This is a genomic window from Thermovenabulum gondwanense (genome assembly GCF_001601575.1).
Lineage (GTDB): Bacteria > Bacillota > Thermosediminibacteria > Thermosediminibacterales > Thermosediminibacteraceae > Thermovenabulum > Thermovenabulum gondwanense.
Genome location: NZ_LOHZ01000019.1, coordinates 43083 through 59087 on the forward strand (window position 1 = coordinate 43083; position 16005 = coordinate 59087).

Annotated in this window: 11 protein-coding genes; 2 read left to right on the plus strand and 9 right to left on the minus strand. The window is 42.0% G+C overall.

The genetic code is table 11. The features are described from left to right. Positions 1–165: 165 nt before the first annotated feature. From ATZ99_RS01615 to ATZ99_RS01655, 9 genes are all read right to left on the minus strand, one after another. A complete protein-coding gene (locus tag ATZ99_RS01615; RefSeq protein WP_068747499.1) occupies positions 166–1122 on the minus strand; it encodes an acyl-CoA dehydratase activase in 957 nt (318 codons plus the stop codon). Further along, positions 1100–2227 (minus strand): 2-hydroxyacyl-CoA dehydratase, encoded by a 1128-nt coding sequence (locus ATZ99_RS01620; RefSeq protein ID WP_068747500.1) that lies wholly within the window; start codon positions 2225–2227, stop codon positions 1100–1102. The genes ATZ99_RS01615 and ATZ99_RS01620 overlap by 23 nt, the downstream gene beginning before the upstream one ends. Further along, positions 2224–3183 (minus strand): acyl-CoA dehydratase activase-related protein, encoded by a 960-nt coding sequence (locus tag ATZ99_RS01625; RefSeq protein ID WP_068747576.1) that lies wholly within the window; start codon positions 3181–3183, stop codon positions 2224–2226. The genes ATZ99_RS01620 and ATZ99_RS01625 overlap by 4 nt, the downstream gene beginning before the upstream one ends. Positions 3184–3325: 142 nt before the next feature. Beyond that, entirely contained in the window at positions 3326–6886 is a 3561-nt protein-coding gene (locus ATZ99_RS01630; protein ID WP_068747501.1) for an NAD(P)-binding protein, read from the minus strand. Between the two features lie 16 nt (positions 6887–6902). Beyond that, positions 6903–8654, minus strand: a complete 1752-nt coding sequence (gene nuoF, locus ATZ99_RS01635) for an NADH-quinone oxidoreductase subunit NuoF (protein WP_068747502.1) — start codon at positions 8652–8654, stop codon at positions 6903–6905. 20 nt (positions 8655–8674) lie between these two features. Beyond that, the gene (gene nuoE, locus ATZ99_RS01640) at positions 8675–9199 is read right to left on the minus strand and encodes an NADH-quinone oxidoreductase subunit NuoE (protein ID WP_068747503.1); all 525 of its coding nucleotides are present in this window, start codon (positions 9197–9199) and stop codon (positions 8675–8677) included. Between the two features lie 114 nt (positions 9200–9313). After that, positions 9314–10120 carry an Asp23/Gls24 family envelope stress response protein gene (locus ATZ99_RS01645; RefSeq protein ID WP_068747504.1) on the minus strand — a complete coding sequence of 269 codons (807 nt, stop codon included), beginning with the start codon at positions 10118–10120 and terminating at the stop codon, positions 9314–9316. Between the two features lie 81 nt (positions 10121–10201). Continuing rightward, positions 10202–11623, minus strand: coding sequence for a stalk domain-containing protein (locus ATZ99_RS01650; protein ID WP_245641276.1), 1422 nt, complete (start codon positions 11621–11623; stop codon positions 10202–10204). Between the two features lie 31 nt (positions 11624–11654). Further along, positions 11655–12866, minus strand: a complete 1212-nt coding sequence (locus ATZ99_RS01655; protein WP_068747505.1) for an S-layer homology domain-containing protein — start codon at positions 12864–12866, stop codon at positions 11655–11657. A 196-nt stretch (positions 12867–13062) separates the two neighbouring features. On the opposite strand from ATZ99_RS01655, the gene ATZ99_RS01660 reads away from it, so the two are divergent. Beyond that, positions 13063–13749 carry a GntR family transcriptional regulator gene (locus ATZ99_RS01660; protein ID WP_068747506.1) on the plus strand — a complete coding sequence of 229 codons (687 nt, stop codon included), beginning with the start codon at positions 13063–13065 and terminating at the stop codon, positions 13747–13749. Continuing rightward, positions 13746–15851, plus strand: coding sequence for a CDC48 family AAA ATPase (locus ATZ99_RS01665; RefSeq protein ID WP_245641277.1), 2106 nt, complete (start codon positions 13746–13748; stop codon positions 15849–15851). The genes ATZ99_RS01660 and ATZ99_RS01665 overlap by 4 nt, the downstream gene beginning before the upstream one ends. The last annotated feature ends 154 nt before the right edge of the window (positions 15852–16005 follow it).

Here is a 16005-nt window from a genome sequence, read left to right on the forward strand (position 1 = left end):
CCTTTTTTTAGTATTTAATTTTCCTGTCGACTTTCTACAGAATTGCTAAAATTTACTTTTATAACTCAAAGCCCAAGGAGGAAAAATATTAATGCCTGCTGATGATTAGCAAGGTACCGTAAAGCATGGGTATCGATAGTTAACCATCAGCAGGCTCTATTGCCTTTAGAAGCTATTTTCCATTGTCTTCCATTTATTGCATCTGTCCCCCCAGCGGGCGATTATCTTACCATCCATCTTGATGTTTACCACTTCACAGCGATTGGAACAACCCCGGCACTCAAAGCTGTCCGCTGTAAAGAATAATTCACTGGCTCTGAACCCTCGGAAATTAGTGTTTTTTACTCCGGCATCCTTTGCGAGGAGGGCTGCACCTATAGCGCCCATTACGTGATGGTATTTTGGGACGTAAACCTCCATTTGAAGGGCTTCTTCAAAAGCAGCTTTCATACCCAGATTCGCAGCTACCCCTCCCTGAAATACCACCCTGGGCAGTATTTCCTTCCCCTTTCCCACATTGTTTAAGTAATTTCTGACCAATGCCTGGCATAAACCTCTTATAATATCCTCCAATTTATGTCCCAGTTGTTGTTTGTGTATCATATCCGATTCGGCAAAAACGGCACATCTTCCTGCAATCCTTACAGGATTTTGAGATTTTAGCGCCAAACTACCGAATTCTTCAATAGGTATTCCGAGCCTGTTAGCCTGCTGGTCCAAAAAGGATCCTGTGCCCGCCGCACATACTGTGTTCATAGCGAAATCCGTTACAACCCCATCCCTTAAAATTATGATTTTTGAATCCTGTCCACCGATTTCTATTACTGTTTGTACATCAGGAACTTCCTTCTGGGCAGCCACCGCATGGGCTGTAATTTCGTTTTTAACCACATCCGCACCTACTATTACCGCTGCCAATTGCCTTCCGCTGCCCGTTGTACCCACACCCTTAATACAGTACTCCTTTTCCTTATTGGCAAGCATTCTGAGCCCTTCCTGGACAGCTTTTATAGGCTGTCCCTGGGTCCTGAGATATATGGCTTCCCTTACCTCTCCATTGTCATCAATTATAACAATATTTGTGCTAACCGAGCCCACATCAATACCCAAATAATGCGCCATTTTTAGCATCTCCTTTTATGAAATTTTTCTTCTTCCTGGCCGAAAGTAGATCCACAAAAGCTTCTATTCTGGTTCTTAACCCTTCCTTGCCGGTCTGTTCATCCAAAGTAACGGGTAAAAAACCTATGTTGTATTTTTCGCACACCCTGGGTAAGATGCTCTTTGCAACTATTTCAGGAATACATGTGAAAGGTGAAAGTTGAATAACTCCGTCAAATCCCCTTTTTGCAAAAATAATCGCATTTCCTACAGATTCCCTTCCATGCCCTCCACACATTTCTTTAAAATAAGGCATAGCCTCCTTTTTTACATCCATTTCTCCGGGCCTTCTAAATAAATCCATAATGGCATTATAAAAGGTGTATCCTGCAAGAAACATGGATCTTTCGGCATATACTCCCAGATCGCCGAGCATTTCTTCTATCTCTAAATTTGCTGAAGGTTCAAGAAGTACGTATATTTCTCCCACTATGCCGATTTTTATCGGGTCAATATCTTTTTTATCAATTTTATCAAAAAGGTTTTCAATCTCTCTTTCCACTTCTAAAAGCTCTTTCAAATCCTTTGCCTCTCTCACCAGATCCACGGCTTTTTTATAGGCAAGAGAAGCCTCCCCTTTTTTCACCTCTAAAGGCCTGACCTTATGGCTTAGTTTTTCGGCTTTATCGAGTAACTGAAGCTCTTTCCAGATAAATTTTGCTATTCTTATATAATCTTTAAAGCTCAATTTTACATTTATTAATTTTTTTATATTTTGAATTAAATCTTTAAGATAACGGCTGGGGGGTTCCAGAGTAATCATCTCAAATTCATATCCGAGGCTTTTTAAAATTTTTTCCTGCAATGCGGTATACAGCCCGGCCCTGCAGGGCCCCACCCCCCCGGTGGAGACAAGGGTATTTGCCCCCTTTTCCAGAACCTCGATGTATGTGCCCAGAACTATTTTAAAGGGTAGGCAGGCAAATTCCGGTGCGTACTTTGTCCCGAGGCTTAATGTTTCTTTTGTTGGCCTTGAAGGCAGTATAACATCATTGCCGAAGGCTCTCATAAGATTTTCAAAGGGTATATTTGCCGTTCCCACAAAAGGAAAGGAGACCTTTCTCATGACACTGCCGCCTCTTTTCTTGCCTTTTTAATTCTTATCATATCGACGAAAGCTTCCAATCGGGTATTTACGCCCTCCTGTCCGGTGTGTTCGTCTAAGGTAACGGTAAGAAAAGGAACATTTTTTTCTTTGCATTCCAATTCTAAAAGCTTATCCACTATAAAGTCAGGACCACACCCGAAAGCTGTCACATGTATAATTCCATCTACCTTATTTTCCCTTATAAAATTGTAGGAAGCCCTCAATACCCCGTTGCTAAAAGTCCAGAAAAGCAGTTTTCTTAATTTCAAATCTTCCCGCCTTTTTTCCTCTTCCGCAAGCATTTCGGGAGTTACCACATGGCATCCCATTGAGATTAATTTTTTTATGATATCAAGGCTGAGGTAGGAATCGTATAATATGTAAGGATAACCTACCACCCCGATGATTACGTCGCTATTTTTGTCCCGAGATTCCACACCGAGATATGGTATGGTTCCCTCCCTAAATTTCCGTTTGTATTCTTCATAATTTTTTAAGGCCTTATTGAAAGCTCTTAAAGTTTTAAAAAAACCAATTCCCAGGGTACCGGCAGTTTTTAAACAGGTTTTGAAAAGTTCACTTCTTTTACCTTTCGTATCTACCCTGACTTCCAGCATGTTATCAAAGTCGGGTAGGGAGCTTTCCAGCATATCGGGTAGTCCTAAAAATTTTGGACAAAAAGTCGACTCATCGTTTACACTGACGAGTCTGGGGACCAAAACGAAATCGACTTTATTTAACAAATTCTTTACATGACCGTGGAAAAGTTTTATTGGAACACATGCATCGGAAACCGCATCCTCTACTCCTTCATCTATTATTTTTTTTGAAGTCAGCTCGGAGACCACCACTTCCACGCCGAGTTCTTCAAAAAAACTACAAATAAACGGCGAATAAGCATAATAAAAAAGTGTCCTTGGTACCCCGACCTTCATAGTAACATCCCTTTCCCAGCTTAATTTCATAACATATTAATATTCAACGGCTTTAGGAGAATTCCTCTTTTTTTACAAAAAATTAACAAGGAGAGCCCGTATTTTTTTGCAAAAATACGGGCTCTTTTTTTATAAAATTATACTATTTGAGAATCCCTGTTTCAATTAATTTTTTAATAAATTTTCTCTCCAGGGCATCGGTCAGTTTCCTTTCTTTAAACATTTTCGTATTCCGAGCTGCTGAAAGCCTTATACCGTCAATCCCGGCTTTTTTCATCACTCCGCCCTTTCTCAAAGCTGCAAGCCTGATATCCTTATAAGCCGGCACCCGATATGAAATTTCAAAATCTATTTCCTCCACCTTAGAGAAGTTTTTGCCGTAACCCAAAGAATTGGCAAGCTTCAGAATGAATTTCCAGTCCTCGATGTTTTCCACCTTATTCGGTCCTTCGTACCACTGAATCCTGCCCTCAAAACTGGTGAAGGTTCCTTTTTTGGAAAGAATCGATTGGGCAGGCACCACCACTTCAGCAAGTTTTGCAGTTTCCGTAAGGGTTGAGTCCTGAACCATTAAAAATTCAAGTCTTGCAAAAATATCTTTCAATGAATTATCTTCAGCTACCGGATCCTCTCCAAAAATAAGGGCGGCTTTTATTCTACCATCTTCTATTAATTTCAACAGGAATTCATTATCCAGATTCAATCCTAAGTCGGAGATTCCCTGAGAATTGTTTTTACTCCTCAACATCAACAACCCGTTCCTGGGCCTGCCCAAATGTCCGGAGATCACCGCTAACTGAGCGAGAAGTTTTTCGGCTTCTTTTGTTAATCTGTCGTGATCAAAAATAACTACGGCATTTTTTGCCTTACCGAAGAGTTTGACAACTTCTTTTACCTCATCGGTGATGGAAGCATCTTCCACGGATTTTTTCAATTCTTCTAAACCTTCAAGGTTAATAATACCGGGATTCACTCCTTCTTCTAATAACCCTTTTATCAGGGCTTTGATAAATTCGGTGTTGTTTTGCGGTCTTACTGCAAGATCAGCCCAATCATCGGCTATCGTCCTTACTTCGTTCACCACAATTAGTTTTCCGCCGCGACCCAGTGCCTTCCTTACCTTAACCCCCACGACGGCATAATCTTCCATTAAATGACACCCGGTTAAAAGTATTACATCCGCTGCAGTAACCTCTTCCAGGGTTACCGTCGAACCATCAACACCGAGAACCTCTTTAATTCCCCCGGGAGAATTTCCAAAAGAAGCCACATAAGGAGTTTTAATTGTTTGAGCCAGTTCCTTAATTAAATACAATTCCTCATTGGTCATCCCGGGTGATGCAAAAATAGCAATGCTGTCTTCCCCATATCGGGCTTTTATGCCTTGAATTTTTCTGTTTACATAATTTACGGCGTCATCAATGCTTATTTCTTTAATTTCATCCTTCAGCCTGACCATCGGAGTTTTTATTAATTCTTGCTTTAACAATGCGTCAAAGCCAAAACGCCCTTTAACGCAAAGATGCCCTTCATCCACCCTGCTTTCCTTATCAGGTAGTACCCTTAAAACCTTTTCTCCTGACATATCAAGTAAAGTACTGCATCCCACACCACAGAAGGAACATACCGTTTCCTTCTTTTCAGTCTTTACCGGTACCGGTTTTTTAACGAAGAATCTTTCCTGAAGTGCACCCGTCGGGCAAACGGCCACACATTGTCCGCAGGAAATACAGGAGGTATCCTTCAGGGGTAGTTCAAATTCAGGTTTTATTACCGTTTCAAATCCTCTGTTTACAAACCCCAATGCAGTAACGCCCATTACCTCTTCGCAGACCCTTACACATAAGCCGCAAAGTATACATTTTTGAGGGTCCCTTATTATAAAGGGATGTTCGTCTTTATAGTTGTATTTTTTGGCCTCACCGCTAAACCTTTCGGGGTTTACCTCGTACTCATTGGCATATTTTATCAATTTACATTCAAAGTAATCCTTGCACCCGCATTCCAAGCACCGCATTGCCTCTTTCCGTGCTTCTTCCTCGGTAAAACCTTTCACTATTTCCAGGAAATTCCCTTTTCTTTCCTGGGGTGATAAATGAGGCATATGCACCCGGTTTTCTATTTCCCTATCGGCAAAATCTTCTCTGGTCAAGCCTTCCCTTTTAACTATATAGCTTTCTTTGATGGGTATAATTTGGCCTTCCAGATAAGTTTTTATAACCTCGGCTGCGTTTTTACCATCAGCTATTGCTTCAATAGCAATTCCCGGACCTTCGTTAATGGCATCTCCGCCGGCAAACACACCCGGTAAATTGGTAGCATAAGTTTTTTCATCGGCACTTATGGTTTTCCTGCGGGTTAGAGAAAGTCCTTCAATGCCTTCGGCATTTACCTCCTGCCCTATGGCGGCAATTATCGTCTCCACTTCCAGGATCATTTCTTCTCCGGGAATCGGTTCGGGTTTCCTCCTGCCCGAGGCATCCGGTTCTCCAAGCCTCATTTTTTGAAGTTTTATTGCAATAACCTTACCGTTTTCGCCGATTATTTCCTTTGGAGCTACCAGGAATATAAATTTAACTCCTTCTTCTTCAGCTTCCACAATTTCCACTTCATTTGCGGGCATTTCCTCTTTTGTTCGCCTGTACAGCACGTATACCTCTTTTGCTCCCAAACGCAGTGCGGTTCTTGCTGCATCCATTGCGGTATTTCCGCCACCTACAACGGCTACTCTATCGCCAATTTCAATAGGCTCGCCCTTTGTTACAGCCCTTAAAAATTCTATCCCGCCGAGCACTCCTTCCAGCTCTTCACCCGGGCAGCCCAGTTTGGAGCTTTTCCATGCTCCAATTGCCACAAATACGGCATCGAAATTTTTCCTCAAATAATCCAGCGAAACATCCTTTCCTATCCTGCAGTTTGTGACAAACTCAACTCCCATTCGGGAAATGAGTTCTATCTCTTTATCCAGCACTTCTTTTGGAAGCCTGTACTGGGGTATGCCGTATCTCAACATCCCCCCCAGTTTTTCCATTGCCTCATATATGACGACCCTATGCCCGGCCTTTGCAAGGTAATATGCAGCACTCAGTCCTGCCGGGCCTCCACCCACTATCGCTACCTTCTTGCCGGTAGGTAGGTCAATCTCCGGCATGTAAGGGCTATCTAAGGATAGGTCTACATCCGCCACAAACCGTTTCAACCATGCGATAGCAACGGGTTCTTCGAGAAGCTGCCTGCGACAAGCATCCTCGCAGGGATGAGGACAAACCCTTCCTATACTGGCAGGCAGCGGCAGCTGTTCTTTAATGAGTTTAACCGCTTCCTCGTATTGGCCGTTGGCAATTAACCCTACATAACCCTGACAATCCGTATGGGCAGGACATGCCTGCTGGCATGGTGGCCGGCAATCTCCTATATGGTTTGACAGCAGAAGTTCAAAGGCTATTTTTCTCGCCTTTCTTACCCTGTCGGTATTTGTCCTTATTATCATTCCTTCGGAAATTTCCGTAGCGCAACCCCTTAAAAGCTTGGGGGCTCCTTCCACTTCCACAAGGCATACTCCGCAGGAGCCGTAAATTTTTACCCTTTCATCGTAGCACATGGTAGGAATTTCAATGCCGTTTTCCCGGGCTACCTCAACGATGGTTTGACCTTTACGGCCCTTCACTTCCCGTCCATTTATATTGAGCCTGATTTCTTCCATTTTTCCCCCTCCAAACCTATTCTACTCTAATTGCGTTGAAACGGCAGACCTGAATGCATGTGCCGCATTTTACACATTTTTCGGGGATAATTTTATAAGGCTTCCCCTTTTCTCCCTCGATGGCATTTGCAGGGCATTTACGGGCGCACAGCCCGCAGGACTTACACTTCTCTGCCTCCACGATGAAAGTTATAAGAGCTTTGCACTGTTTAGCAGGGCATTTTTTATCGTAAATGTGAGCCTCGTATTCGTCCCTGAAATACTTCAGGGTAGTAAGCACCGGATTGGGAGCCGTTTGGCCTAAACCGCAAAGGGAACCCTCTTTAACATTAAGGGCTAATTCCTCAAGCTTCTCAATATCTCCTTCTTTACCGTTACCGCTTGTTATTCTTTCAAGGATTTCCAGCATTCGCTTTGTTCCAATACGGCAGTGAGTGCATTTTCCGCAGGATTCCTTCTGAGTAAAAGCAAGGAAATACCTTGCCATATCCACCATGCAGGTGGTTTCATCCATAACAATCATACCACCCGATCCCATGATGGCACCCGTTTTTACAATAGATTCGTAATCCACCGGGGTATCCAGCAAAGCCTCGGGTATACATCCTCCCGACGGACCCCCCAGCTGAACAGCCTTAATCTTCCTGTCTCCTTTTATGCCGCCTCCTATGTTAAATATAACTTCCCTGAGGGAAATTCCCATTGGGACCTCCACCAGTCCGCCTTTTTTAATTTTACCGGCAAGGGCAAATACCTTCGTCCCTTTACTTTTTTCCGTGCCAATTTTTGCAAAGGCGCTTCCGCCGTTGAGTATTATCCAGGGCACATTGGCAAAGGTTTCCACGTTATTAATGTTTGTGGGTTTACCCAGGTAACCCTTCTGAGCCGGGAAAGGTGGCTTAAGTCTGGGCATACCCCTTTCTCCTTCCAAGGAGGCAATAAGCGCGGTTTCTTCACCGCAGACAAAAGCACCTGCTCCTGCTTTAATCTTTATTTCAAAAGAAAAATCCGTTCCAAAAAGGTTTTTCCCGAGAAAGCCCTTTTCCTTTGCCTGTTTTAAAGCTATCTGGAGTCTTTTGATAGCCAAAGGATATTCAGCCCTTACGTAAATATACCCCTGTTCCGCTCCGATGGCATAGCCGGCAATGGCCATACCTTCTATAACCGAATGGGGATCACCCTCCAGAATGCTCCTATCCATAAAAGCGCCCGGGTCTCCTTCATCCGCATTACAGACCACATATTTGGGAGATCCCGGTGCCTGCCTTGCGGCATTCCATTTAAACCATGTGGGGAAGCCGGCCCCACCCCTGCCCCTTAGACCGGAAATTTTCATTTCTTCTATAACCCTTTCGGGGCTCATGTCTTTTAAAACCTTTTCTAAGGCTTTATAACCGCCGCTTTCTATATACTCATCGATAGATTCGGGATTGATAATTCCGCAGTTTCTCAAAGCTATCCTTTTTTGCCCCGTCAGGTATTCGATATCCTCTCCGGAAATCACATTATTTTCAACTACCTTATTGTTTAAAATGTGTTCTTTGAAAATGCCCTTCATAACTTCGGGAGTAACCCTGACATAGGTGGTCTTTTTCCCTTCCCCGTCAATAACTTCTACTATGGGTTCCAAATAACAAAGACCAATACAACCGACTTTTTTTATCTCAAGATTAATCCCCGAATTTTTTACTTCCTCTTCCAGCACCTGTAAAACCTTATTCCCCCCGGCTGCTATTCCGCAGCTTCCAAGGCCTACCAATACCTTCACCCTGCACACCTCCAAATTTTTCAAACCTTTTCTTTACTGTAAATTTCCCGTATAATTTCCCTGGCTTTGTCCGGTGTCAGCTTGCCATAGGCCTCTCCATCAATCATCATGACGGGGGCCAAACTGCAGCACCCTAAGCAAGCTACATTTTGAAGAGTAAACAGTCCGTCATCGGTAGTCTCTCCCTCTTCAATCTTCAGTTCATCGCAAAGAGCGCTCAGGATAAATTCCGAACCATTTACATGGCAGGCCGTACCCTGGCACAGTAAAATTAGATGCTTACCGATAGGCTTTAAACGAAACTGGGTGTAAAAAGTAGCTACCCCGAAAACCTTTGCCGGCTTTACCTTCATCTCTTCAGCAATGAAGTATAAGGCCTTCCTGGGTAAATACCCGTAAATTTCCTGGGCTATTTGAAGGGCTGTGATTAAATTGTTTCTGGATTCCCGGTAATCCTTCAATGCTTCCTTTAATACCGAAAGGTCCACTTCATCATCCTTAAATCTTTTTTCCAGACCCTGTTCTTCACAGTTATTGCATTTCATTCTTTTCACCCTTTCGTAAATAAAATATATACTTTGAAAAATATATACTATATACAAAATACAAAAAAATATTCTACAAACAAATTGAAGATTCCTTCTATAAAGTAATAATATTTATATAATTAGTTTTTTAGCCGTTACATTCACCCTTAACACATTTAAAGCTGTGCAGTATTCCACAATTTTTTTTACCTCTTCTTGAACCTTCGAAAGCAGCTCATCAATTTTATATCCGTATTCTAAATTTAGTTCCAAATTTATTACAATGCCGCTTTCGTAATTTTCCAGTATAGCCCTTCCACCTTTTGCAACACCGCTGATGCTGTTAGCTGTAAAAAGCGCTAACTGCTCTACCGCCACGTTGGAGATGGTATACTTTCCCAGGTAGCTGTAAGTAGGCCTGACCACCGTACTTTCCTTCTCAAATTCTACCTTTCCCCTTCTAAAAAATATCTTCATAGGATCCAAGAGATATCCGGAAAAATACTTTTTCACCTCAAGAGTGGGAGCAGGAATGGCGTGTTTTCCCTCCTTGCTCCTTAGAAACCTCGCTGTTTCAATTTCCTTATCCGAAGATATTTCCTCAATGTAAAGGGTTTTATCGGGAAGGTCCAGCGAAAGAGTCCTGCAAATTTCCCTGACCATATTCTCGGAAGTGCCAATAACCAGAATATTTTTACCCGGGCTTATTTCCCGCAATTTTTCCCTCGCCTCTTTCGCATGGGCAGGATCTTTAAACAGCGCCCTTTTTATCGCCGCAATCCTGGTTTTTTCTTTTTTTGCCGAGGTTCCCGCTACAACGCTGTTATTGTATATAACAAGTCCGTCATCGATAATTATTTCCGCATTATTTAAAGCTGCAATCATCAGGGCTTTATAACTTTTTCCAGTTCCGCTTTTCCCTATAAGAGCAATAACCATATAAGATCACCCTTAAAGTAAATAATATCACAAAAAGGCATTTTTTTATATAAAAAAAATCCCGCCAAAAGCGGGATAAATTTACTTTTTCAACGGTACCATTTTTTCACCAACCGCATCCCAGAAACCGTTTGTAGTATAACCCAGCCTCCAAACCGCAACTCCCTTTAGCCCCTTAGACACCGCGCTAATTACTTTGTTCTTTACCGCCACGTCGCTTTCCATCCATATTTGATAGGTAACATTGTTTTCATCGGTAAATTTTCCATAAGCCATTAAAGTTTTTTCATCAATATTAAACTTCAGCCCGTATTTTGACTGTAGCTCATCGGCATAAAGGGTACCGGTGTAATTAAATCCCATCCTTGAAGGCAGCACCGTGTATTTTTTCCCATTAGCCCAGGCGTATCCGTAATAACCTATGCCCAGAACCACCTTTTCTGCAGGGATTCTTTTTAATGTGTAATCAAGTATTTGCTCTACCCAGTCCACTCCTGCCTGCGGTTCCGGATTTGCAGGGTTTTTATCGTAAGCCATGAGAACGACAAAATCGGAATATTTACCAAGAGTCTCGTAATCGTAGCCGGGCCACCAGTCCCTTTCCTCGGTCTTTACCGGCAACGAGAGATTCAAAGATTTATTTTTTTCTTTCAAGGCATTATATAGGGATTTAACAAACTCATTGAAATTATCCTTGTCGGAGGGACTTAAGTATTCAAAGTCTAAGTTTACTCCATCATACCCTTCTTTTTGAACTTCATACACTATGCTTTGGACAATTTCCTTTCTTTTTTCCGGTGTGGCGAGGGCTTGAGAAAGTTTTTGCCTGTCACTCTCAAAAACGAGGGCGTAAACGTATATCCCTTTCTCTTTTGCTATTCGGAATACTTCTTGATAGTCCTGGGGAGTCATTATAAATCTTTTATTATCGTAATTGGTCAACCTGGCATTGTCATCCAAGGTGTACCATTTTACAGCCACGGAGGTTAATCTGTCAGCGTTGTTTAAAAAATCCTGAAATGAATAGGAGTAATAATACCCCAGGATGTGTTTTAAAACCTTTTGCTTTGAAATTATATTAACCGTTCTGCTTTTTTCATCCCAGTTCACAGTAGCGCCAAAGGCTTCGGAAAAAAATCTCAACGGGACAAGCACCCTCCCCTGATACAGTATTGGAGAAACATCCATAGTGAAGGTTTTATTGTTTACTAAAGCAACCTTGCTGTTCAGCTTCAACTCCACCGTAAACTCGCTGTTAAAAGCCGTAACCTTTCTTTCCCTATTATCCCAGTTGACGGTTGCACCCACTTTTTCACTTATTGCCCTGAAAGGGACGAAAACCCTGTTATTTTTTAAAATTGGATTTACATCAAATTTCAAAAGGCTTCCATCTAATATTACGCTGGCGGTAGCCGCATAGGACGGGGTATAGGTAGAAAAGCAGAAAATCAATATTATAAGAGTTGTCAATATGTACTTAAATTTCCCCATGGTTTTTTTCATATTTTATCCCCTTTCAGCCCAAAAATATTGATTAATTCATATCTATATAATAAGGAGCGTATTTAGCTTCATCAGGAATAATTATTTGCTCCTCTTCCCCTGTATTAAAATATTCATTAAATCCATTTAATGTAATACTATCGGTAGAATTTATGATTATCTTTATTTCGAAAATCTCCTTTAAAAGGTTCCTGTTTTCATCTATGAAAAGTTCCCCCTGGATTTTTTCCACAGTAAAATCCTTTTGAGACTGTAAAATAGAGGACGGTAGTATCCCGATTTTTTCTAAATCCTTTAACCCATTATTTTCAATAGAAGGCAGGTAATATTTAATCCTTGAAACACCTTCGGAAGGCCGGTCTTCTAAAATAAAAAAGCCCTCCTTAAAATCGAAATTTTCAATGAAAACAGGAATATTAAAATCTTTTACACTTGTATTGACCCTGATCCATTTATTATTTCCCATATTCGCCGTATCGCTTAGATTAATGTAATTGTAATTTTCATCAATATATATCTCCATACCATTGATGCCATCATTATATATCATGCCGTTTTCAGCCTTTGTCATCATTTTCTGATGAAAAACCTTATTTATAAGGGTTGTTTGTAGCTCATTCTCAAAAGAAAGCTCTTCCCTTCCTTTTATATAGACCAAATCCATTACATCTCTTCTTTTATAATTTTCCAGGGCATTTTTATTTTTCAATGCTTCCATTACCGTGGTTTTTGCATAACTGTTTTCAGAAAAAATATTTTTTACTAATTCTTCCGCATCCTTTTGGCTTAATATTTTTCTTTCGCTATTATAAGTCCAGCTTTTTATTAACCCTTCTTTTACCGACAATTCCACACAGGATTTTTCCCAATTTGCATTTTCCCCTGCCAAATCCTTTATCCCCAGCGTTCTTAAAATCAGAGCAAGGGCCTCGGGGTATGTAATGAGTTTTTCAGGTTTTACCGTGCCATCGGGATACCCCTTTATAATTCCCTTATGATAAAGGAACAAAATGAAAGGGGCATGTATCGAATTCATCTTTAAATCCCTGAAAATAATATTTCCTCCGTTTATAGAGTTTGCTTCGGGAAAAGCCGCCTGAACAAGCAATTTGGCAAATTCCCCTCTTGAGATATATAATTTCCTCTTTTCATCCCCGGCCTCCGACGATTTTGAATACGATAATAAAGCTATAAATATCACAAAAAAGACCAAAATTCGATAAATATTTCTTAATTTCAGCAAAAATTCTCCTTTCCACATTTATTATTTTAATTTTTTTCGACATTGCTCTTATAAAATCCTCCTATAAAATGTGTAATATTATTCCATTTTTATTTGATTATTTCCTGGAATATCGGAGTCTTATATTCAGTATAAATTGTACTGGGTTTACAAGACAACCTGCTACCTTTGAAAAGCTGAGAAAAGGGGTGAAAAAATGGAAAACCTATTAGGCCCCATAGAGCTTCAAGAATACCCACCCATTAGCAGAGAAGTTTATAGAATCTTAAGAGAAAACATTTTAAACGCCAAACTGCCCCAGGGCCTTAAGCTTGTGGAGCGGGATATTGCCCGGCAGCTGGGTGTGAGCCGCACACCCGTCAGGGAAGCCATTCGCAAACTCGAGCAGGAAGGACTTGTCCGCCATATCCCCAGAAAGGGCGTAATCGTATCTAATATCTCCGAGCGGGATATTCAGGATATCTATGCCATTCGGGCGGTTTTAGAAGGGCTGGCAGCAAGGCTTGCTGCAGAAAGGATAAGTCCTAAAAAACTTAACAGGCTTAACGAAATTATCACAGAAATGAAAAAAGCCTTAGAGCAAAAGGATGAAAAGACTTTACAGGTCCTTCACTTAGAATTCAATAATATCATTTACGAAGCAGCGGAATGCCCCCGGCTCTATCAAATGATAAACCTTCTGGTGGACTACATTGCCGCCTTTACAAAAATAGGATACAGCGTCCCTGGACGTATGCAGGCGGCTACTGAAGAACACGAAAATCTTGCAAAAGCCATAGCCGAAGGCGATTTTGTACTTGCAGAAGAAATAGCCCGGAAACATATTGAGAAATCCCGGGAGGCTTATTTTCTCAAAAAAAATCAGGGGGTGAGTAAAATTTGATATTCCCCGAAAATTTCAAGCTTAAGGTGATAGAGGCGGAAATTCAGGATGCAAGAAAGGGTATGGTCAGAATACCTGCCGATGCGATGACAGCCTTGGGGCTAAAGCCAAATGATGTGGTTACAATTACGGGAAAGCGCACTACTGTAGCAAGGGTAGTCCCCGGCTTCCCCGAAAGCTGTCTTCCCGGCTGCATTCAGATGGATGGTGTAATAAGGTTTAATTCCGGGGCAGGAATCGGGGACCTGGTGGAAATAGCTCCCTGTGAAGCACTGGAAGCCAAATTCATCGTTCTTTCTCCGGTTTTAACCGGATGGCAGGGGTCAGATAAGGAAGTTCAGGTTATAAAAAAATTTCTTATGGGCAGGGCAGTAATCGCAGGGGATCAGGTGTCCATAACCCAGTTCAGTGGAACAGATGAAGCGTTTACCATAGAAGGTACCTCCCCAAAAGGTGCGGTAATAATAACCCGTGAAACCATCGTTCGAATAAAAGGAACGGAAAATTCTCAGAGTCGCAGGGGAAATATCACCTATGAGGATATCGGAGGATTGGAAAAGGAGATTAAAAAAATTCGAGAAATTGTGGAACTCCCTTTAAAATACCCTAACATTTTTCACGAACTGGGAATAGAGCCTCCAAAGGGTATACTCTTATACGGTCCTCCTGGTACCGGGAAAACCCTTATTGCTCGAGCCATCGCCGCAGAAACGGAAGCTCACTTTATACTGGTTAACGGTCCGGAAATAATGAACAAATACTACGGTGAAAGCGAGGCAAAGCTCAGGCAGGTATTTGAGGAAGCTAAAAAGAAGGCCCCCACTATAATATTTTTGGATGAAATCGATGCTATTGCCCCCCGGCGCACCGAAGTACATGGAGATGTGGAAAAAAGGGTGGTAGCTCAGTTACTGGCGTTGATGGACGGCTTAGAGGCAAGGGGCAATGTAATAGTTCTTGCAGCCACCAACGTTCCGGATTTAATAGACCCGGCCCTGCGCCGTCCGGGAAGGTTCGATAGGGAAATTCTCATAGATGTGCCCGATCAGCGTGGCCGCCGGGAAATTTTAGAAATCCATACCCGCGGTATGGCCCTTTCGGAAGATGTTTCCTTAGATCGCTTAGCCGCAGTTACTCACGGTTTTGTAGGTGCAGATCTCGCAGCCCTGTGCCGGGAAGCGGGAATGCATGCGCTTCAGAGAGTTCTGGAAAAATTACCATCCGAATCGGCTCCCTTAGATTTAACAGAATTAAAAGTGACCATGAATGATTTTCTGAACGCCCTTGAGGAAGTAGACCCCTCCGCAACCCGGGAATTTGCCGTAGAGCCTCCTTCCGTAGGGTGGAATGATATCGGAGGCTTAAACCCTGTAAAGGAACGGTTAAAGTCATTGGTCCAGTGGCCATTGACCCGCCCGGAACTCATTGAAAAATTTCACCTTAACCCTCCAAAAGGCATTTTGCTTTTTGGGCCTCCCGGCACCGGAAAAACCCTTACTGTAAGGGCTTTGGCCAGGGAAAGCAGGATTAACTTTATTCCCGTAAACACATCTCTATTATTTTCCAGGTGGAAAGGGCAAGCTGAAAAAATGCTCCATGAGGTTTTCCGGAAAGCCCGGCAGGTTTCTCCCTGTATATTATTTTTTGACGAACTGGACGCCCTGGTCCCGTCAAGACGCGGGGGTGAAGAAACAAACGGCCATTTAGTTTCTCAATTCCTGTTAGAGTTTGATGCTCTCGAAGAGATTCATCAGGTAATTGTAATTGGAGCAACAAATCGAATCGACCTTATTGATAAAGCACTTTTAAGGCCGGGTAGATTTGACGAAGTTATAGAATTTCCTTATCCCGATAGGCTTGACAGGCGGGCTATCTTTGAAATTCATCTGCGTTCCCGTCCTCTTGCTGATGACTTAAATCTGGAAGAATTAGCGCAAAGATCCGAAGGTTTTACCGGAGCGGAAATTGAAGCGGTTTGCCGCAGGGCAGCCTTTGCTGCGGCTTTAGAGTATGTTTCAAATCGCCTTATAACCCGGGATGCGGGATTAATCAGGCAGCGCCACCTTATAAATGCCATAGATGAATCAAAAAAGAAAAATTGAAAATTAATTTTCAAACTACATGTCATAAATACAAAATTTGCATCATAACTTTATTGTAGAAGAAGGGAAGGGAAAAAAAAACTTATTTTTAATGCGGGTAATTGGTATACCGTATGCCACAAAATAAAATTAAGTTTTCATATAATTAAAACTT